Raw genomic sequence first — 19,441 nt, forward strand, 5'->3', positions numbered from 1 at the left:
GGCTATTTCTCCCAGGCTTCCACGTCGATGTACTGGCTCTGGAGGTCGCCGTTCAGGTGCTTGAGTTCGAGCAGCGATGCGTCGCGGCTGACCTGCTCCATGAGCTGCTTCTGCTGCAGGCCGATGTACTCGTTGCGGTCGGCCACGAGCACGTCGAAATCCACCTGGCCGTTCTTGTAGCGGTACTCGGTCTGCTCGTCCTTGAGCTTGGCCAGCTCGGTCTGCGAGGAGGCCATGTGCAGGTCGGAGTTGCGGGTCTGGTAGTCGGAGAAGGCCTTCTGCACCGTGACCATCAGCTCGAACTCTTTGGCCCGGGTGGTGGCGTTGACCTGGTCGAGCTTCTTGTACTGGCGGGCGATGTCGCGTCCCTTGGTCCAGTAGTCCAGGGGCAGGCTGATGTTGATGCCCGGGTAGAACGGGAAGCCGGTCTCGCGGTAGCCCGAGGAGTTGTTGAAGGTGTCCACGGTCTGGAAGGTGAAGCCGAACGAGGGGAGGAGCTTCACGTAGGAGAGCCCGATGTTCTTTTGCTGCAGGCGCTTCTCGTACTCCTGCATGCGCAGGTCGAAGGAGTTGGCGCGGACCTTGTCCTCGCTGACGTCGGCCGGGGCGAAGTTCCCGAGGATCTGCTGCTTGGCCTTGGCCACGTCCAGCTTGAGCTGCTGGGTGAAGGGCACGCCCAGGATGAACTTGATGTCGTCCATGACCGTGTTGCGCAGGGCCGCGAGCTTCTCCTCCTCGGCCTTGACCATGCGGATTCTGGTCTCGGCGATGCGCACGTCGATCTGGGTGGCCTGGCCCATGCCCAGGCGGGTCTTGTGGAAGTCGAGGCTCATCTTGGCCATCTCGGCCTTCTTGGCCAGGAGGTCCTTCTGGGCGTCCATGGCCGCGAGGTTCAGGAAGTTGGTGCCCAGGCGCTTGAGCCCGGCGCCGATGACCTTGAGGTGGCCCAGGATGGCGATGTTGGTCATCTCGTTGCGGGCCTTGACCTCGAAGCCGGAGAGGATCGGGTTCCACTGGCTGGTGGCGAAGCTGATGGTGTAGGGCTTGTCCGTGGAGCCGTCGGTCTTCACGGGCATGCGGAACCAGTAGGTGGTGTTGATGCTGATGGTGGGGATGAACGTGGACCAGGCGTCCTGGGCGTCCAGGCGCTTGGTCTCGATCTCCAGGGCGGACTTCACCAGAAGGGGCGACTGCACCAGGGCCACGCGCACGCACTCGTTGAAGTCGGCGGGCTCCTTGATGATGGTGCTGGTCATGCGCTCGCCGGGGGGCGGCGGGGTGGCGCCTTCCTCGCCGGTCTTGGCCGGGGCTGGCTTGCGGGCGGTCTCGGCCGGGGTGGCCTTCTGCTTGGCGGTCCCTTCCGCGCAGCGGGCCCCGGGGGCGGCCGCCAGGAGGAAAAAGAGCAGGAGCGCGAGCGTGAGGCCGGGATGCGGCGTCCTCGAACCGATCGAACGATGAATCATGTCTCCCCCGGTTTAGTAAGGCTTGAGCACGCCCTCGGAAAGAAGGCTCCTGCGCGAGCAGCGCTCCGCGGTCATGGCGTCGTGCGTGACGATGACCATGGCCACCCTGGCCTCCTCGGTGATCTTGACGAAATAGTCCATGACCCGCTCGGAGTTGGCCTTGTCGAGCTGGCCCGTAGGCTCGTCCGCGAGGATGAACTCGGGCTCGTTCACCAGGGCCCTGGCGATGGAAACGCGCTGGCGCTCGCCTCCCGAGAGCCTGTTGGAGGGCTGGCGCACCCGGTGCTCCAGGTTGACGCGCTGCAACGCTTCCATGATCTTGTCCGCCCGTTCCCGGCGTTTAACCCCGGTATAGATCAGGGGCAACTCCAAATTTTCGTACACCGTGGAATTCTCGAGCAAATCGCAGCTCTGGAACACGAAGCCCATCTTCTCGCGGCGAAACACCGCCTGGGCATCGCGCGAGAGCGACATCACGTCCACCCCGGCCACCTTGTAGACCCCCCCCGAGGGCGGCTGGAAGATGCCCAGGATGAAGAGCAGGGTGGATTTGCCGGAGCCGGAGGGCCCCATGATGGCCACCATTTCGCCGCGCCTGACCTCCAGGTTGATGTCCTTGAGCACGGCGATCTTCTCCGACCCAGAGACGTAGTCCTTGGTCAGGTGGCGGATGTCGATGACGAGTTCGTCCCTATTCATAGCGCATGGCGTCCACGACCTGCATCCGGCTGGCCCGGACGGAGGGATAGAGTCCCGCGCCTATGCCCAGCACGGCGGCGAAGGCCAAGCCGGCCAGCAGGCACAGGACGAAAAGCCCCTCGGGGGGGCTCGAGCCGAGCATCCGGCTCATGTACTCGATGCCCGCGCGGCCCATGGCCACGCCCAGAAGCGCGGACCCGAAGGTGACCGTGAGGGCCTCGAAGAGAAACTGCCAGAGGATGTCCGAGTCTTCCGCGCCCATGGCCTTCTTCAGGCCTATCTCGCGGGTGCGCGCCGTGACGGCCGCCATCATGATGTTCCAGATGCCGAAGCCGCCGAGCACCAGGGTCGCGCCGATGGAGGCGTAGATGAACAGGCTCACCCACCAGAACATCCGCTGCACCTGCTTGAGCGGCTCCCAGCCCACCTGCACGCGAAGGCCCTTGTCGGTCTGCAGGCCCTTGATGGTCGTGTCCAGGGCGGCGGCCACGGGGGCCACGTCGTCCCAGGTGTTGCAGCGGATGTAGATGCTCGAGATCTCGGAGATGTTCGGGATGCGCGACGCCGCCGTGGAGATGGGCAGGAAGGCCATGAGGGTCTTGTCCGCCGCGCGCACGCCCCCGATGATGCCCACCACGTGGTACAGGTTGTTGTCCAGGTTGAGGATCTGGCCGATGGCCGCCTCGGGCGAGCCGAAGATGGTCCTGGCCAGGTCCTGGCCGAGCACGCAGACCTTGTTGCCCAGGCGCACGTCCTCGGCGTCGAAGAGCCTGCCGGCTTGCGGCTTGAAGGAGAAGAGCGACCAGTAGTTGACGTCCACGCCCACCAGGTTGAACCCGTAGACCTTCTCCTGGTAGGTGGTGGTCACTCCCGCGCGCAGCCTGGTCCTCGTGACCTCCTTGACCCCGGGGATCTTCTCCACGGCGTCGATGGTGCGCTCGCGGAACCACTCCTGGCGGTCGTACATCTGGGGGTCGAAGTGGGCGGCGATGATGGTCGCGCCGCCCAGGAGGTCCAGGTCGTTGTTGAAGTTGGCCTTCAGGTCGCGGCCCATGGTCACGATGGTGATGAAGCCCGCCGTGCCCAGGGCGATGGAGGCCATGACGCCGATATAGCGCCTGCGCTTGCGCAGCACCTCGCGGAAGCTGATGCGCAAAAGATCCCGGAACCGGAGGAACCTCGATCCCCTCTCGGGGGGGAGAAAGCCCGCGGCTCTAAGGTCTTGCAGTGTCTTGTTGGCCATTCTTCCAGTCTCGGGGCGTGCGCCCCGGTAGGTTTAGACGCGCCGCGCCCCGGAAACGTTACAGCAGCGACTGGCTGGAGCGCGCGCCCGCGATGGTGGAAGCCGTGGGGGCCTCGCCGTCCTGGGCGGACTCGTCGTCCTGGTCCTGCACGCGGATGCGGTACTTGCGGGCCATCTCGTCCATCACGTCCAGCACGAAGTCCAGCTGCCTGTCCTCGTGGGTGGCCATGCAGGCGGTGCGGATCAGGGCGTGGCCGCGCGGCACGGCCGGGTAGATGGCGGGCAGCGCGAAGATTCCCCTGTCGAAGAGCTCCTGGGCGAACATGAAGGCCTTCTCGTCGGAGCCGATGGTGATGGGGATGATGGGCGAGAGCGACTCGGTGATGCGCAGCCCCATCTCCTTGTAGGCGGCGCGCATGCGGGCCGTGATGGCGTGCAGGCGCTCCACGCGCTCGGGCTCCTTCTCCAGGATGTCGATGCAGGTCAGCGCGGCCGTGGTGGACGCGGCGGGCAGGGCCGCCGAGAAGATCTGCGTGCGCGACTGGTGCTGGATGTACTCGAGCACGTCCACGTGGTCCGAGGCGATGAAGCCGCCGATGGAGGCGAACGCCTTGGAGAAGGTGCCCATGATGAAGTCGCACTCGGGGGTGACGCCGAAGTGGCTGGCCGTGCCGCGCCCGCTCTCGCCGAGAACGCCCAGGCCGTGGGCGTCGTCCAGGTAGACGAGCAGGTCCGGGAACTGCTTCTTCAGCGCCGCGAGCTCGTCCATGACGGCAACGTCGCCGGACATGGAGAAGATGCCCTCGGTGATGAGCAGCACCTGGCCGTCGAAATCGGGCTTGGCCATCTCGCTGGCGATTTTGCGCGCGGCCGAGGCGGCGTCGTTGTGGGCGAAGGTGCCCATCTTCTTGGTGCCGCCCACGCCCGCGAAGATGGAGGCGTGGTTCTCGCGGTCGCACAGCACGTAGTCGCTGGGCGTGAGCAGGCAGCCCAGGGCCCCCAGGTTGGTGGAGAAGCCCGTGACGTGCAGCACGGCGCGCTTCTTGCCCACGAACGCGGCCAGGCGCTCCTCCAGGGTCTGGTGCAGGACCATGTTGCCGGAGAGGAAGCGCGAGCCGCCGGGGCCCGTGCCCATGGTGTATATGGCCTGGGCCGAGGCTTCCTTGACGCGGGGGTCGTGGGCCAGGCCGAGGTAGTCGTTGCAGCCGATCATCACCAGTCGCTTGCCGGCGCACTCCACTTCCGTGCCCCAGGAACGGCTGATGGGACGGAAGTAGGGGTATATGCCCGCGTCACGCAGGTGGCGGGTGATGCCGGAAACTTTCTGGCAGCGTTCGTGCAATTTCATCTGCGGTTGTTCCTTGAAAATGGATTTTGCCGGAAAGGCTCGGGAGGCGTTTTGACGCCATTTTAGGAACGGGGCTCTACATCAAATGCCCCACCCCTGCAACCCTTCGGCCGTCAATGGGTCGGGGCGCCCAGGTATTCCCTGACGTGCCGGGCGTTTTCCTTCATGATCTTCGACAGCGCGGTGCTGGCGCGTCCCCATTGCCCCGGGAAGGCAGGAGTATAATAGACCTCGTCGTCGTCATCGGCAAGGACGAGGCTGTAGTTGCGCGTCCAGAGGTCGCGCTTGGTGGACCACTCGAGGTATATCCAGGCCAGGCGCTCGCGGCCGTCGCGCGTGCGGCAGCGGGCCACGCCCCAGGCGTAGGCCTCCCTGCCGTGCTCCACGGCGCGGTACTTGACGAAGTCCGGCCGCTCGAAGGTCAGCTCCGACGAGGCGCAGAAGCCCTTGGCGGCCTTTTCCCAGGCCTCGGCGTACTGATCCCTGGAGAAGCTTTCCAGCCCGTGGGGCGGGTAGACGTAGCCGTTGAAGAAGGCGAAGCCGCCCACGGCCAGGGCCAGGACCACCGCGATGGCGGCGAGCAGGCGCTTCATCGCCCCACCCCCTGGGGAGATCCGCCGGGCGCGCCGGGCGGGCAGCCGAAGCCCAGGCTCCATTTGGAGGCCTCTCGGCCGAACGCGCGCGCCAGCTTCTCCTCGGCCAGGCCGTAGGCGTCGGCGTTGCGCACGTCCTTGGCCTGGGTCTTGAGCACGGCGTTCTCCAGGCGTTCCATGTTCACAAGCGCGTCCGGAGCCGGGGTTTCGCCGCGCTCGCGCATTTCGCGCAGGCGGATGTCCAGGGCCTTGCCGGTCTGGTAGTTGAAGTCGAAGTGGCGCTCCTTCATGATGAGCGAGTTCTCGCCGTCATTGAGCTGCCCCCGGTAGAACCCGTCCGGGTCCAGCACGGGGTAGACCTCGGGCAGCTTCATGAAGCCCTTGTAGAAGGTGAGCGCCAGGCAGGCGAACAGGCCGAGCTTGACCAGGCGGGTGAGGTCAATCCGCATTCGCCCCCCCCTTGCGCTTGTAGACCACGAGCCTCGCCTGGGGTTCGGAGGCCTGGACGAAATAATGGAAGTAGGGGTCGGCGCGGTTGCCGAAGGTCTCGTCGGGCGCGGAAAGCTCGATGCGCTCGTAGTCGCGGGCCAGGTCCAGGTGGGCCAGGACGAAGGCCCTGGGGGCGAAGAGCACGCCGTCGCGGTTCACGCGCACCTCGCGGCGCACGCTCACCCAGTCGGGCTTTTCCGAGGGGCTGATGGGGCCCTGCAGCCCGCCGATCACCCTGAGCCCGGTGTAGAACTGCAGGGGCATGTCCCCGTACTCGGCCAGGATGGTCTGGCCGGGCTTGGCGTTGGCCTTGAAGAAGTCGATCAGGGCCTGGTTCACGTCCGGGTAGCCGCAGAAGATCTCGGCCAGGTGCAGCTTGAGCGGCACGTTCACGCTGGTGAGCATGGTCAGGTCGTTCTGCCAGGGCCTGTTGACGATCTTCAGGCGCTCCATGGGGATCAGGTGGAGCCAGTTGGTCAGGCCCACCAGGATCAAGAAGAGCGCCCCGGAGGGCTTGGAGAAGCGCCAGAGCGCGAGACCGGCCCAGGCCAGGAAGATGGAACAGGCCGGGTAGAAGTGCACGATGTAGCGGTGGAAGCGCTGCGGGAAGAGCGCCAGGATCACGAAGCTGCCGATCATGATCAGCGCCAAAAACAGGCAGAAGCGCTCCCCGGGGTCGCTCGGGCCCCCGCGCCCCAGGAAGAACCCGCGCCAGCGCCAGGCCAGCCAGGCCAGCACGGGCAGGGGGATCATGAACATCACCCAGTCCGAGAAGTAGAGCATCAGGTTCTCGGGCACGAGCATGATGTTGAAGAGCGTGGACTGGCGGCCCATGCGGTAGAGCAGTATCCCGGGCACCACCAGGGCCGAGGCCAGGGCCACGGCCAGGATCGTGCGGCCCGCGCTCATGCGCTCGCGGTAGAGGAGCATGGAGGCGACGAGCAGCGGCGGGGCCAGGGAGAGAAGAAGCAGGTAGTTGGCGTGGAAGAGAAGCCCCATGCCGAGCCCGATGGCCAGAAGCGGCGGCCAGCGGCGCTTCCAGTCGCCCAGGAAGCCCCAGAGGATGACGAGCAGCATGAGCCCGCCCGCCGAATAGTACCTGCCTTGCCTGGCGAAAAGCAGGAAGGGCACGTAGACGGTCAGGAGCGCCGCCGAGAGCCTGGCCCAGCTTTTGTCCCCGAAGCGGGAGAGCACGAGCATGTACGTGGCCGCGATGCAGGCCAGGCCCGTGAGCGCGAAGAGGAACCTGGCCCAGAAGGTGGACTGCGCGTCCACCAGCTGCCCGGCCGCCGACATGTAGATCTGCAGCCAGGGGGACCAGCGCCAGATCATGTCCGAGTCGAACTCGCGGCGCTCCTCCTGGGAGACCACGTTCACGCCGTCGGTCACGGAGGGCAGGCCCGTGGTCAGGACGTTTCGCGCCAGGTTGGCGGTCTCGGCCTCGTCCTGCCAGAGCGGGCGCTGGCCGAGGTTGTAGAAAATGAGCAGCGCCCCCAGGGCCAGGATGGCCAGGAAAACGGGGTCGCGCCAGGCGGTGACGAAGGTGTTCGTTGAGGTACGCATGGTTTGGGCGGCGCTTTTTAACCGCAATCGCCGCGAAAAACAAGCGCGGGCTTTTTCGGTCTTGACAGGATATGGGCTTTGGGGATTAATCGCCCGTTCCCGATCCATCCGCGATCGATCTTATCCGGAGGAATCCCCCGATGATGAACGGCAAGAAAGTGGTGGTGGTCATGCCGGCCTACAACGCCGCCGCCACTCTGGAGCGCACCCTCTCCGAGGTGCCTCGCGAGATAGTGGACGATGTGATCCTCGTGGACGACGCCAGCCGCGACAACACCATCGAACACGCCCGGGCCCTCGGCATCAAGTGCTTCCTGCACGAGCGCAACTGGGGCTACGGCCGCAACCAGAAGACCTGCTACGCCGAGGCCCTGAAGCTCGGCGCGGACGTGGTCATCATGGTCCACCCCGACTACCAGTACACTCCGCTGATCATCCCGGCCATGGCCAACCTGGCCACCTCCGGGCTCTACGACGCCGTGCTGGCCTCGCGCATCCTGGGCGGCACCGCGCTCAAGGGCGGCATGCCCGGCTACAAGTACGTGGCCAACCGCGGCCTGACCCTCGCCCAGAACGTGCTCATGAGCGCCAAGCTCTCCGAATACCACACCGGCTACCGCGCCTTCACCCGCGAGGTGCTCGAGAAGCTGCCCCTGTGGGAGAACTCCGACGACTTCGTCTTCGACAACCAGATGCTCGCCCAGACCATCTACTTCGGGTTCCGCATCGGCGAGGTGAGCTGCCCCACCAAGTACTTCGAGGAGGCCAGCTCCATCAACTTCAAGCGCAGCTGCATCTACGGGCTGGGCTGCCTGAAGACCGCCATGCAGTTCCGCCTGCAGAAATGGGGCAAGCGCGACTACAAGATATTCGATCCCAACGGCCGGGGCCTGAACGACCCCGAAGCCAGCTACTACCGGGACATGACCTCCACCTGCTACCCGTAGGCGGAATTTCCCGAGTCTTCCCGGCCCCCGGACGTGAAAGCGCCCGGGGGCTTTTTTTTTGCTCGTGGTCCAGTCCCAGTTGGCGGGCGCGACTCGAATCGGCTTGCCGAACCGGCCCTGCCGCTGTAGTGACTGCATCCGCGAATTCGTGCGCTGTGCGAGCGCCCCGGACGCGGGGCGAAACTGGTCGAGCGTTTGGCCGAGGAGGGTGTACTGATGTTCAAGGTGCTGAAACTGCAAACGAAGTTGATGGTCGTGGTGCTTGGTGTCGTGTTTACGTCGGTGGCGTTCTCCGGCGGGCTCACGGCCTGGGGAATCTACCAGAAATCGCTGGAGCAGGGCTACGCCCAGGCCCAGTCGGCCGTGCGCGGTGTGGGGGGGGCGCTCGCGCTGCACGCCAAGTCCACGGGGGCGAGCCTGCGGGCGTCGCTGGACGTGCTCGAGGACTGGGTGGGGCCCGAGCGGCTGAACATGAACTTCGACAGGGATTTCTCCCTGGTGGACCGCATCCGCGAACGCTACGACACCAGCGCCACCATCTTCTGCCTGGACGGCAAGGACTTCGTGCGCATCTCCACCAACATGATGGAGAACGGCAAGCGCTTAAGCGGCACGACCCTGGCCCCCGGCCCGGCGCTCGACGCCCTGAGGGCCGGGAAGAGCTACGCGGGCGCGGCCGTGGTCGGCGGGCTCGCGCGCATGGTCGAGTACAGGCCCGTGAAGCGCGGGGGCGAGGTGGTGGGCGCGGTGTTCACGGGCAAGCGCATCCTCACCCAGGAGATGATCGACTACCTGAAGGGCGTGAACGTGGACGGCGCGGGCTACGCCTTCATCACCGACTCCAGGGGCGTGGTGGTCTGGCATCCCGACCCGTCGATGGCGGGCACGGACCTGGCCGCGAGCGCGGACTACGGCCGCAGGATCGCGGCGGCCAGGGACGAGCTCATCGAATACGAATTCAAGGGCGAGGGCAAGATCGCGGCGGTGATCGAGTACGCCCCGCTCGATTGGCGCCTGGTCTTCGGCATGACCAAGAAGGAGGCCCTGGGCGGCATGGACGCCACCATGCTCAAGGCCTCGGCCCTGGGGCTCGGGCTCTCGGTGCTCATCGCGGCGGGGTTCGTCTTCCTGGCCGTGCGCCGCGTGCTGGTGGCCCCCATCAGGGAGCTGGCCCGGGCCTCGGAGCGCATCGCTGGCGGCGACTACAACATCGACATCGACTATTCGGCCAAGGACGCCCTGGGCGAAACCGCCGACTCGGTCAAGCGCCTGGCCGCCACGGTGAAGGAGAAGATCGGCTTCATCGAGGGCGTGCTCCAGTCCATTAAGTCCCCCAACGTCATCTGCGACCCGGACGGACTGATCCTGCGCGTGAATCAGGAGTTCATCGACATCCTGGAGACGGGCGGCACGCCCGAGAGCTGGAAGGGCCGCAAGGCGGGCGAATTCATCTACGGCGATCCCTCGCGCGAGGCCGTGATCCAGCGCGTGATCGCCACCCGCACCCCGAGCATCGGCGCGCTGACCGACGTGGCTTCGCGCTCGGGCAGGCAGCTGCACGTGCGCATCGACTCCGTGCCGCTCTACGACCTGGACGGCAAGCTCATCGGCGGCTGCTCGGTCTGGACGGACATGACCGAGATCGCCCGGGGCAGGCGCGAGGCCGAGGAAAACCAGCGCGTGCTCCTGGGCGTCGCCTCGGACATCGACGCCTTCACCCAGCACGTGGCCGCGGCCTCCGAGCAGCTCTCGGCCCAGATCGAGCAGGCTTCGCGCGGAGCCGAGAACCAGCGCGAACGCACCGCCTCCACGGCCGCGGCCATGGAGGAGATGAACGCCACGGTGCTGGAGGTGGCGAGAAACGCCTCCGAGGCCGCGGACGGGGCCAGGGACGTGCAGGAGAAGTCCAGGCAGGGCGAGGCCGTGGTGCGCCAGGTGTCCCAGGCCATGGACAGGGTGCGCGCCATGTCCGCCGAGCTGTCCGTGGAGATCAACGCCCTGGGACGCCAGGCCTCGGAGATCACCTCCATCGTCAACGTCATCCAGGACATAGCCGACCAGACCAACCTGCTGGCCCTGAACGCGGCCATCGAGGCCGCCCGCGCGGGCGACGCCGGGCGCGGCTTCGCCGTGGTGGCCGACGAGGTGCGCAAGCTGGCCGAGCGGACCATGTCCGCCACGGTGCAGGTGACCACGGGCATCCAGGCAATCACCTCCAGCGTGGAGAAGAACGTGGCCGGCGTGGACCACGCCGTGGAGGCCATCGAGGAGTCCAGCCGCCTGGGGCAGCGCGCGGGCGAGGCCCTGGGCGAGATACTGGCCATCGCGGGCAACGCCGTGGACCGCATCTCCTCCATCGCCACGGCCGCCGAGGAGCAGTCCGCCACGTCCGAGGAGATCAACCGGGGCGTGGACGAGATCAACGCCATCGCCTCGGAGACGGCCCAGGGCATGAACCATTCGGCCCAGGCCGTGTCGGACCTCGCCCGCCAGGTCTCGGACCTCAAGGACCTCGTGGCCCGCATGGGCTCGGGCCAGCCCCCCGCGCTGGCGGCCTGACGCTTGGCTCGCGGCCGGCCCCTCCTCCTGGGAAGGGCCGGCCCGGGCTCATCCCGCCACCTTTCTGTGCTGCGCCAGGGCCACGCGCAGGTCGGCGTTCTCCGCCAGGAGCCCGCGCAGGGCCTTGTTCAACTCGCTGTTCTCCTGCCTGAGCTCCCTGTTCTCCCGCAAGAGCGTCCAGAATTCGTCCTTGAGGGGCTCGGCCCTGTGCGGCGCCGGGGCCTGGCCGCACCCCCGGGGCGCGGTGCCGTCCGGGTACGCCTGGGGAGCCGCTTGCGCGGAAGCCATGGGGCCGGTCCCGAACAGGAGCCAGCCCGGTTCGACACCAAATTTGGTACAGATTGATCGCGCGAACGTGAAATCCGGTTCAGTCTGCCCTCGCTCGTACCGGCCGAGGGTGTTCGGGTGGACGTCGAGCAGCTTCGCGAATTCAGCCCGCGAGACGTTACCCCGGATGATCCTTAGCCGCTGCGCTGTCGAGGTTGTCGTGCCCAATGAAATCCCCGATTTGTGTTCGATCGTTGGACACTCCGCGAGCGTTTGCCAGGACTTGCTGGCGGTCTATGGACAATTTTTGGTCTTTCGTTCCAATAACGGTTGACTGTGTACCAAAAATAATTTTAATATGCTCGCGGACAGTGGATGCCAACAAATCCAGTAAGATGATTCTACTTGTCCCGTATTCAGGGGTCAACGCCGTTCCTTTCCGGATGGAAAGGAACGGCGGCTTTTGTGGGTTTTCCGCAGTCCCCGCCAGGAGTGCTTCCATCTCGTTTGCGCGCCCGCCGTCCGTCCCGGACGGAAAACAGCTGCCGTCGGCCTGCAGCGACCCTGCGGCGGCCCTTCAACGCAATAATCAGAAATAGTTCGACATTTTTCAGGTTTTCTTTAGCCGTCACGCCCCGGCCGCGCAGCCCGGCAGGGCGGCCGCCGTCATGGGAAAGCCGTTCCGGGGCGGGTTCGTCCCGGCAGCCTCCTGAGGCAGTTCCCAGTCGGTCCGGCAAGGCGTGTTATTCCCTTTGCGAATCTTTATATGGGAGTGGAAGATAGGGGGCTGGATATTTCCCCGGGACTCGACCCGCGCGCTTGCGGACGGCCCGGGAGCCATGCGGCCGGGGTCTGCCCGCCCGGGCGCCAGGACGAGGTCTGCCCGGCCTACCTGGCCTGTTCGGAGGTCTTCGCGTTCTTTCGCGACGTGGTATCGTACGAAAGGGCCCTGGAGGGCCAAGCCGCAACGTCGGAACCCGGGGAGGACTTGGGCGGCTGACATGTCCATGGCAATGGTGAAGCCCGCGAAGCAGACGCCGGGTCAAGGGGCAGGCGCTGCCCCTTGCGGGTGCAGGGCAGAGCCCTGCCGGGGTGTGGGGCAGCGCCCCACTGTCAGCGCATGTCGAAGGCGGCCTTCATGGAGCCGCTTCCGGCCTTGTCGAAGCTCGACTGGAAGGCGGTCCGCCACTCTTCCAGCCGGAAAAGCCCGGTGAGAAGCCCCGCCGTGGGGTAGGTTCCCGAGGCCAGCAGGTCCAGGCAGAGCTGGTAGGTGCGCACGCGCTCGCCGTTTCGCGGGGCCGTGGAGTAGCTGGCCGACCCGGTGACGGCAAGCTGCCTGAACCAGATACTGGAGACGTCCACGGGGCCGAGCTCCCCGGCGGTGCCGATCATCACGTAGCGCCCGCGCGAGCGCAGATTGAGGAGCGATTCCTTGAACGTGGTGTTCGAGGCCACGCAGTCGAAGACCACGTCCGCCCCTCCCTCCACGTTGCCCCCGCCCATGGTGGTGGGCACGAAGCGCCCGCCGCAGGCCCTCGCCAGGTCCTTGCGCGAGGGCGAGCGCAGCACCTCGTCAGCCCCCCCGGCGCGGGCCAGGTCCGCCTGGAAGCCGTGGCGGGCGACGACCACCAAACGCCCGGGGAACCCGAGCGCCCGCAGGCAGCGCACCGCGTGCTGCCCGAGCACCCCCGCGCCCCAGACCACCACGGTGTCGCCTTCTTCCGGCCAGTTCTCCAGCACCGGCTGCATCACCGAGGCCATGGAATCGACCAGCACCGCGTCCTCGTCGCTGACGTGCCCGGGCACGGGCAGCACCTTGGAGGGGTGCGCCGAGCACATCTCGGCCATGCCGCCCGAGGCCCCGGCGTTGAAGCCCAGGAACGAGCCCGGGGGCAATGCGCCGTCCAGGAAGTTCTCGCACAGGTTGTACTCGCCCTTGGCGCAGAAGCGGCAGGGGGGCAACTCCCGGCAGGCGCAGTCGAGCACGGGCTCCACCACCACGCGCTGGCCCTTCTCGACGCCGGACCCCGCCGGGGCGGACTCCACCACGCCCAGCACCTCGTGGCCGATCACGGCCGGGAGCGAGGCGTAGGGCTCGAGCAGCATGGATTCCGCACCCTTGAGCAGGTTGATGTCCGAGCCGCAGATGCCGCACAGGAGCGTCTTTATGCTCACCCAGCCGGGCCGGGCGGGCTTGAAGGGCACGTCCTCGTACTTGAGGGGCGTGACCAGGTGGTGGAAGCGCCTGCGCTGGAGCTTGCCGAAAAAGGCCGAGAGCAGGTAGCGGGGGATGGAGCGGTGGTAGACGAGGGCTTTCATGCCCGGGGTTGTGGGGCAGCCGGGCGCGCCTGTCAAGGTTGACTCCCTCCTGGGCGGCGGGTAGAGAGCACACGCCCGGCGGCTTGACAAAGCCCTCGGGATTCCTACATTGCGCACTTCGCCGATTTTTCGGCCAGCGAGGCACCATGTCCAAACGCTCAAGCATAGCCCTGGGAACCATCCTCAAGAACTTCGCCCGCGTTTCGCGCCATCCCTGGATCGCGTCGCGGCTCGTGGCCCTGGAGAAGGAGAAGTTCCTCTTCAACTGGCTGAACCCCAAGGCGGACGAGGGCGTGGCCCGGTCCATCAGGCAGGTGTCCGTGCGCATCACCGACATCTGCAATCTGCGCTGCCACACCTGCGGCCAGTGGGGCGACCAGGGCTTCATGCACTGCGCCGACCTGAAGGAGCTCAAGAAGGCCGAGGTGAGCCCCGAGCGCTACCACCTGCTGCTCGGCGACCTGGCCTCCAAGGGCCATTTCCCCTCGGTCTACCTCTGGGGCGGCGAGCCCACCATGTACAAAGGGTGGCTGGAGATCATCGAGCACGCCACGGCGCTTCGCATGCCCACCTCCATCGCCACCAACGCCACGGGCATCGCCAAGGCCGCCGAGCGCCTGGTGGCCGCGCCCATGTTCCTCCTGCAGATGTCCATCGACGGCCCGGACCCGGACACCCACAACGCCGCGCGTCCCTCGGCCGGCGGGGGCAACAACTTCCAGGACATCCTGGACGCCCTGGAGGCCGTGAACGAGCAGAAGAAGCTCCAGGGCAAGAAGCTGCCCCTGACCGCCTCGCTGACCACCATCTCCCAGGCCAACGTGCACAGGCTGGTGGACATCTACGAGACCTTCAAGGACAAGGTGGACCTCTTCGTGTTCTACCTCTCCTGGTGGATCGACGAGAAAAGCGCGGACGCCCACGAGCAGGACTTCCAGTCCCGCTTCGGTTTCGCGCCCAAGCTGCACAGGGGCTGGGTGGGCGACTGGACCATCAAGGAGCACGCCCTGCTCGATTCGCAGCTCAAGGAAGTGCTCAGGCGCTCCAAGGGCTGGAACTCCCCGGCCGTGAACATCATTCCGAACATCACGGGCGTGGACAACCTGCGCGAGTACTACACCGACCACTCCGCCACCTACGGCTACAACCAGTGCATCTCCATCTACCAGGCCGTGGAGATCGACTCCAACGGCGACATGTCCCCCTGCCGCGACTACCACGACTACGTGGTGGGCAACGTGAAGAAGCAGACCATCACGGAGATCTGGAACAACGAGGCCTACAGGAAGTTCCGCGCCAGCCTGAACACCAAGGGGCTCATGCCCGCGTGCACGCGCTGCTGCGGGCTGATGGGATACTAACGGGCGCGCCCGCGCGCGGCCATGCGTGGCGGACGTTTTCGTGTCCGCCGCGCCGCGGCCCGGACTCCCCCGGCCCGCTCCAAGACCGGACCCGGGACTGCCGGGGCGCGCGCCCGGGCCCGGCCAAGACTCGATCCTCATGCGAAAGCCAAGACGCCTCGTCCTGATCCTCCAGGACCTCTTCTTCGGCGGCACCCAGCGCCACGCCCTGGAATTGGCCCGGCGCATCGACCGCTCCCGCTTCGCGCCCGAGTTCTGGATGCTCACCTCCGGGGCGGACTTCGCCCCCCAGGCCCGCGAGGCGGACATCCCCATGCGCTGGCTTTCCGGCAAGCCGTCGGTGGGCCTGCCCGCCATCCTGGCCCTGCGCGCGGCGCTCAAGGCCGAGCGCCCGGACATCGTCATGCCGCTGACCGCCGTGCCCAACATCTGGGGCCGGGTGTTCGCGAGACTCGCCGGAGCCCCCCTGGTGGTGGCAACGGTGCGCGGCGGGGGCAACGTGGCCCGCCAGCACGAGCGCTTCCTGGCCCGTTTCGCCCACCACCACCTGACCAACACCCACGCCTTGAAGGACGCGCTTGTGCGTCTGGGCAGGCGGGACGGCCAGGTCACGGTGATCCCCAACGGCGTGGACACGGATTTCTTCAGCCCGGACCCGGACGGGTTCGGCCCGGTGCGCAAGGTGGTGCTCTGCGTGGCCCGCTTCGCCCAGGACAAGGACCACCCCACGCTTTTGCGCGCCTTCGACCTGGCCCTGCCCAAGGTTCCGGACGCGGAACTGTGGCTGGTGGGCGACGGCCCGCTCAAGGCCCGGGTGGAGTTCTCCGCCAGGAAGCTCGCCTGCGCGCGCTCCATCAGGGTCTACCCGGGCGGGTCCAGCGTGCTGCCCTTCTACCGGCAGGCCAGGGTGTTGGCCCTGTCCTCGCTGCGCGAGGGGCTGCCCAACGTGGTCCTGGAGGGCATGGCCTGCGGCGCGCCCGTGGCGGCCACGGCCGTGGGCGGCATTCCCGAGGCCGTGGAGCACGGCCGCAGCGGGCTCCTCACCCCGGCCGGGGACGCGCCCGCCCTGGCCGAGAGTCTGGTCCGGCTGCTGACCGACAAGGACGAGCGGCTGCGCATGGCCGGGGCCGCGCGCGAGCGGGCCGTGAACGTCTATTCCATGGACGCCATGGTCGCGGCCCACGAGGAGCTTCTGGAAAGGCTCCTGGAGGAGCGCGGCTTCTAGAGTCCCCGGGCCCGGGGCGGGCCGGGGAGAGCGCCCCGAAAAGACTACCCTTTCGATTCGACAGGTACTATAAGCCCTTCACCGCGCAGCCGGTCCGGCCCCGGCGCGCCAGACATCGAAACGGGCGCGGCCCAGCCGGGCCTGCCCTTCCGGACGGAGTACCGCAGACATGAAACCCTTCGCCCTGGCGCTCCTCCTGGCGCTCACGGCGCTCGCCCCCTCGCCGGCCCTGGCCAACTCGGACATGACCGGCGCCTGGCGCGCCGATTTCTTCGGCAACAAGGTGGAGTGCCACCTGGAGCAGCGCGGCACCTACCTCTACGGGGTGGCCTACGTGACCACCACCTCGGGGGAGCGCAACACCTACCACCTGATCGGCGTGGTCCTGGAGGACGGCCGCATCCGGGCCGCCCACGGCAGCGGCAACTATTTCGACGGGACGCTCACTGGCGAGAATTCCGTCTCCGGCACGTTCTACTTCGTGAACAAGGGCCATTCGTTCTCCATGCAGGCCGAACGGGTGGCCCAAGGCAAGACGGCCCCGGGCGGGCTCAAGTGGCCCGACGGCTTTCCCCCGTCGCAATGAGCCCGGGCCCGCGCGACGCATAGAGGATCATTCGTGAAGACGCTTTTCATCCTGGCCGCCGTGGGGGAGATCCTCATGCTGCTGGCCCTCCACCTGGCCGGGCGCAGGCACGTGCTGGCCGGGCTCAAGAACCCCTACCGGGGCCCGGCGCGGCTCGAGAACGAACCGCGCGCGGCCATGATCGTGCCCATCACCGGCGACACCCCGGCCGTGCGCGCGGGGCTCGAAAGCCTGCTCGCCCAGGACTACCCCAACCTGCGCTACGTGCTGGTCACGCGAGACGAATCCGACCCGGCCACGGAGCTGGTCCGGTCCCTGGTGGCCGGGCGCGAGGACGCCACGCACGTGCTGGGCGGCTCGGCCGTGGCCTGCGGGCAGAAGAACCGCAACCTGCTGGCCGGCGTGGCCTCGGTGGCCCACTGGGCGGACGTGTACGTGTTCTGCGACTCCACGCACCTGGCCAGGCCGGACCTGGCCAGGCTTCTGGTCGAGCCCCTGGCTTCGGGCAAGGCCGTGATCTCCGGCGGGTTCCACCGCGTCGTGCCCCTGGACGGCGGCGTCCCCACGCTGGGGATGCTGAACGTCTGCCTGGTGCTGCAAAGCCTCCAGCCCATCCGGGCCATCACCCAGCCCTGGGGCGGGGCCATGGCCGTGACGCGCCGGGCCTTCGAGGAGCACGAGGTGGCCAAGGTCTGGGAGACGAACATCGTGGACGACTTCTCCCTCGGGCCTCTTCTCGCGAAAAAGCGCATCCGCACCTGGCCCGTGGCCGAGGCCTGCCTGGAAACGCCGCTCAAGGCCGTCACCTGGGCCTCCTGGGAGGACTGGCTCACCAGGCAGCTCCTCTATCTGAAGTTCTGCACGCCCGAGATGTGGGTCGGGGCCGTGGTGGTGGCCTTCCTGTTCGCCGCGCCGCCGGTCATGGCGGGGCTTGGCGTGCTGGGCGCGCTCACCGGCCAAGCCGGGTTCTGGTGGATCGTTGCCGCGTCGGCCTACGCCGGGGCTTTCTTCGGGGTGGGGCTCGTGTTCCGCACGCTGTCGCCCAGGTTCGTCTCCGTGAAGGACTGGACCAGGGGCTTCTTCGCCTCCCCGCTCATGACCTGCTGGTGCTACCTGCGCACCTGGACCACGTTCACCATGCGCTGGCGCGGCATCGCCTACAGGGTGACTTGGGGCGGGCGCGTGGTCGAGATCATCCGCCGCTAAAGGGCATCGCCCTTTTGATCGAACGAAAAAACCGCCGGAAACGGCGGTTTTTTCGTTGATGGGGTGCGCTCCGGGGTCAGGCCGGGCGGGCCTGGGCCTTCATCTCCTTCCACCATTTCCAGCCGAGCGCGGCGAACGGCGCGAGGCCCCCGGCCTCGGCCAGCTCGCGCACCCCGGTCAGGCGAAGCCCGAAATAGAGCGCCGCGCCCACTGCCGTGGCCGCGAGCACCGGGGCCACGGCCCGCCACTTGATGAGCTGCATCCTGCGCTGGCAGTAGAACGTGGAGCACAGGGCCACCACGCCCTTGGTGCCCACGATGGCCACGCCCGCGCCGATGAGCGGGTCGCGCGGGATGAGCACCGCGCAGAGGGTGACGTTCAGGGCCAGGCCGCCCGCGTAGATCCAGAAGAGCACGTTCTGGCGGTGCTGGCTCATCATCAGGTAGGCGGCCAGGTTGTGGATGAAGCTGAAGGCCACGGCGGGCACCAGCCACTTCTGGAGCGTCATGGCCCCCAGGTAGTCCTTGCCGTAGATGAGCCCGATGATCCTGTCGGACTCCACGGCGAGGAAGAACATCACCGGGATGGAGGCCCCCAGGAGCCACTTCACGGAGTTGTCCTTGAGCCGGTCGAAGCCCTCCTTGTCGTGGCGCCACAGGCCCACGAACAGCGGGAAGAGCACGCTCTTCATCAGCAGGCTGGAGATGGGTATCTGGATGGCGTCCACCACCTCCCAGGTGGCCGAGTACTGGGCCACGGCGTGAGGGCCGGAGAACTTCTGCAAAAAGAACAGGTTGGCCTTGTTGTAGAGGATGGAGAAGAAGGCCATGAACACGAACACCAGCCCGCCCTTGGCCGTGTTCCAGGTGCGCGCCAGGGCCTTGCCCTTGAAGGTCAGCCCCTGGACGTCGGTCTTGTTCACCGCGATCCAGGCCCCGCCCACCAGGGTGATGCCGTTCTCGATGAGCTTGAAAAGCGCGATCCAGTGCGGCTGGAGCCCCATGGCCAGCGTGGCCAGGGCCCAGCCGTAGCCGCAGACCGCGCCCAGGGCCTTGATGCGCGCCTCCAGGTCCTGGCGGCCCTGCACTCGGCAGGCCACGAAGAACGTGCTGGAGAGGGCCTCCAGGCCCACGCCCGCGGTGATCACCTGGATCAGGTTGGTCAGCCCGCTGGTGTAGCCCTGCTGGTACACGAACGCCGTGACCCCGAGCCACCCCGTGAGCAGGATGATGCCCTTGATCAGGGTGTACTGCATGAGCACGTCGCCCTTGTGCCCGTACTTCTTGGAGAGCGCCGAGACCAGCGGCTGGTTCAGGCCGAACTCGCCCAGGAACAGGACGATCATGGCCGTGTTGAAGGCCAGCTGGAACTCGCCGTAGTGGCTCTGGTCCATGCGGGCCAGGTAGATGAAGAAGCAGGTGTGCAGGATGTCCCGGATGGTCTGGGCGGACGCCAGGTGCAGGAACTTGCCGATGATGCCGTGGGAGGCCGCGCCCGCCTGGGGGGAAGTCGTGGGTTGGGTCATCTGGGCGGGATCATCCCGTGTAAAAGGTTGGGGCGGGCTCAAGGCCCG

General features: G+C 67.1%; 17 protein-coding genes and 1 pseudogene. 6 read left to right on the plus strand and 12 right to left on the minus strand.

All coding sequences use genetic code 11. From position 1 onward, the window contains the following. Positions 1-2 precede the first annotated feature (2 nt). The 7 genes from ACZ5V4_RS10835 to ACZ5V4_RS10865 all read right to left on the minus strand — a co-directional run bounded on the left by ACZ5V4_RS10835 (position 3) and on the right by ACZ5V4_RS10865 (position 7,398). Positions 3-1,463 (minus strand): TolC family protein, encoded by a 1,461-nt coding sequence (locus ACZ5V4_RS10835; RefSeq protein ID WP_464314872.1) that lies wholly within the window; start codon positions 1,461-1,463, stop codon positions 3-5. 12 nt (positions 1,464-1,475) lie between these two features. Then, positions 1,476-2,162, minus strand: coding sequence for an ABC transporter ATP-binding protein (locus ACZ5V4_RS10840; RefSeq protein WP_464314873.1), 687 nt, complete (start codon positions 2,160-2,162; stop codon positions 1,476-1,478). Then, the gene (locus ACZ5V4_RS10845) at positions 2,155-3,405 is read right to left on the minus strand and encodes an ABC transporter permease (RefSeq protein ID WP_464314874.1); all 1,251 of its coding nucleotides are present in this window, start codon (positions 3,403-3,405) and stop codon (positions 2,155-2,157) included. Before ACZ5V4_RS10845 ends, ACZ5V4_RS10840 begins: the two co-directional genes overlap by 8 nt. A 58-nt stretch (positions 3,406-3,463) precedes the next feature. Beyond that, complete coding sequence (locus tag ACZ5V4_RS10850) at positions 3,464-4,753, minus strand: aminotransferase class I/II-fold pyridoxal phosphate-dependent enzyme (RefSeq protein WP_464314875.1); 1,290 nt, start codon at positions 4,751-4,753, stop codon at positions 3,464-3,466. A gap of 113 nt (positions 4,754-4,866) precedes the next feature. After that, positions 4,867-5,346 carry a hypothetical protein gene (locus tag ACZ5V4_RS10855; RefSeq protein ID WP_464314876.1) on the minus strand — a complete coding sequence of 160 codons (480 nt, stop codon included), beginning with the start codon at positions 5,344-5,346 and terminating at the stop codon, positions 4,867-4,869. Further along, the gene (locus ACZ5V4_RS10860; RefSeq protein ID WP_464314877.1) at positions 5,343-5,795 is read right to left on the minus strand and encodes a hypothetical protein; all 453 of its coding nucleotides are present in this window, start codon (positions 5,793-5,795) and stop codon (positions 5,343-5,345) included. Before ACZ5V4_RS10860 ends, ACZ5V4_RS10855 begins: the two co-directional genes overlap by 4 nt. Beyond that, complete coding sequence (locus ACZ5V4_RS10865) at positions 5,785-7,398, minus strand: ArnT family glycosyltransferase (RefSeq protein WP_464314878.1); 1,614 nt, start codon at positions 7,396-7,398, stop codon at positions 5,785-5,787. Before ACZ5V4_RS10865 ends, ACZ5V4_RS10860 begins: the two co-directional genes overlap by 11 nt. 140 nt (positions 7,399-7,538) lie before the next feature. Between ACZ5V4_RS10865 and ACZ5V4_RS10870 the strand changes: the two genes are divergently transcribed. Beyond that, the gene (locus tag ACZ5V4_RS10870; protein WP_464314879.1) at positions 7,539-8,345 is read left to right on the plus strand and encodes a glycosyltransferase family 2 protein; all 807 of its coding nucleotides are present in this window, start codon (positions 7,539-7,541) and stop codon (positions 8,343-8,345) included. Positions 8,346-8,561: 216 nt separating this feature from the next. Continuing rightward, positions 8,562-10,904 carry a methyl-accepting chemotaxis protein gene (locus tag ACZ5V4_RS10875; RefSeq protein WP_464314880.1) on the plus strand — a complete coding sequence of 781 codons (2,343 nt, stop codon included), beginning with the start codon at positions 8,562-8,564 and terminating at the stop codon, positions 10,902-10,904. 48 nt (positions 10,905-10,952) lie between these two features. On the opposite strand, the gene ACZ5V4_RS10880 is transcribed toward ACZ5V4_RS10875, so the two are convergent. The 4 genes and pseudogenes from ACZ5V4_RS10880 to ACZ5V4_RS10895 form a co-directional block, all read right to left on the minus strand. Continuing rightward, on the minus strand, positions 10,953-11,192 hold the full coding sequence (locus tag ACZ5V4_RS10880) for a hypothetical protein (protein WP_464317856.1): 240 nt from the start codon (positions 11,190-11,192) through the stop codon (positions 10,953-10,955). Positions 11,193-11,270: 78 nt separating this feature from the next. After that, a pseudogene (locus tag ACZ5V4_RS10885) lies at positions 11,271-11,399 on the minus strand (helix-turn-helix domain-containing protein); the annotation flags it as partial. Next, positions 11,350-11,673, minus strand: coding sequence for a hypothetical protein (locus tag ACZ5V4_RS10890; protein WP_464317857.1), 324 nt, complete (start codon positions 11,671-11,673; stop codon positions 11,350-11,352). The gene ACZ5V4_RS10890 and the pseudogene ACZ5V4_RS10885, both read right to left, overlap by 50 nt. 611 nt (positions 11,674-12,284) lie before the next feature. Beyond that, positions 12,285-13,490: a zinc-dependent alcohol dehydrogenase gene (locus ACZ5V4_RS10895; protein WP_464314881.1), complete on the minus strand. Its 1,206-nt coding sequence runs from the start codon at positions 13,488-13,490 to the stop codon at positions 12,285-12,287. A 146-nt stretch (positions 13,491-13,636) separates the two neighbouring features. Here ACZ5V4_RS10895 and ACZ5V4_RS10900 point away from each other — a divergent pair, with 146 nt between their 5' ends. From ACZ5V4_RS10900 to ACZ5V4_RS10915, 4 genes are all read left to right on the plus strand, one after another. Continuing rightward, on the plus strand, positions 13,637-14,851 hold the full coding sequence (locus ACZ5V4_RS10900) for a radical SAM protein (RefSeq protein WP_464314882.1): 1,215 nt from the start codon (positions 13,637-13,639) through the stop codon (positions 14,849-14,851). Positions 14,852-14,990: 139 nt separating this feature from the next. Continuing rightward, on the plus strand, positions 14,991-16,076 hold the full coding sequence (locus ACZ5V4_RS10905) for a glycosyltransferase (protein ID WP_464314883.1): 1,086 nt from the start codon (positions 14,991-14,993) through the stop codon (positions 16,074-16,076). Positions 16,077-16,245: 169 nt separating this feature from the next. Then, positions 16,246-16,662 carry a hypothetical protein gene (locus ACZ5V4_RS10910; protein WP_464314884.1) on the plus strand — a complete coding sequence of 139 codons (417 nt, stop codon included), beginning with the start codon at positions 16,246-16,248 and terminating at the stop codon, positions 16,660-16,662. A 33-nt stretch (positions 16,663-16,695) separates the two neighbouring features. Next, a complete protein-coding gene (locus tag ACZ5V4_RS10915; protein WP_464314885.1) occupies positions 16,696-17,868 on the plus strand; it encodes a glycosyltransferase in 1,173 nt (390 codons plus the stop codon). 76 nt (positions 17,869-17,944) lie between these two features. Here the strand turns inward: ACZ5V4_RS10915 and ACZ5V4_RS10920 are convergent, their stop codons facing one another. Further along, entirely contained in the window at positions 17,945-19,393 is a 1,449-nt protein-coding gene (locus ACZ5V4_RS10920; RefSeq protein ID WP_464314886.1) for an oligosaccharide flippase family protein, read from the minus strand. Positions 19,394-19,441 lie beyond the last annotated feature (48 nt).

The sequence above is a fragment of the Fundidesulfovibrio sp. YSD1 genome (genome assembly GCF_055397115.1).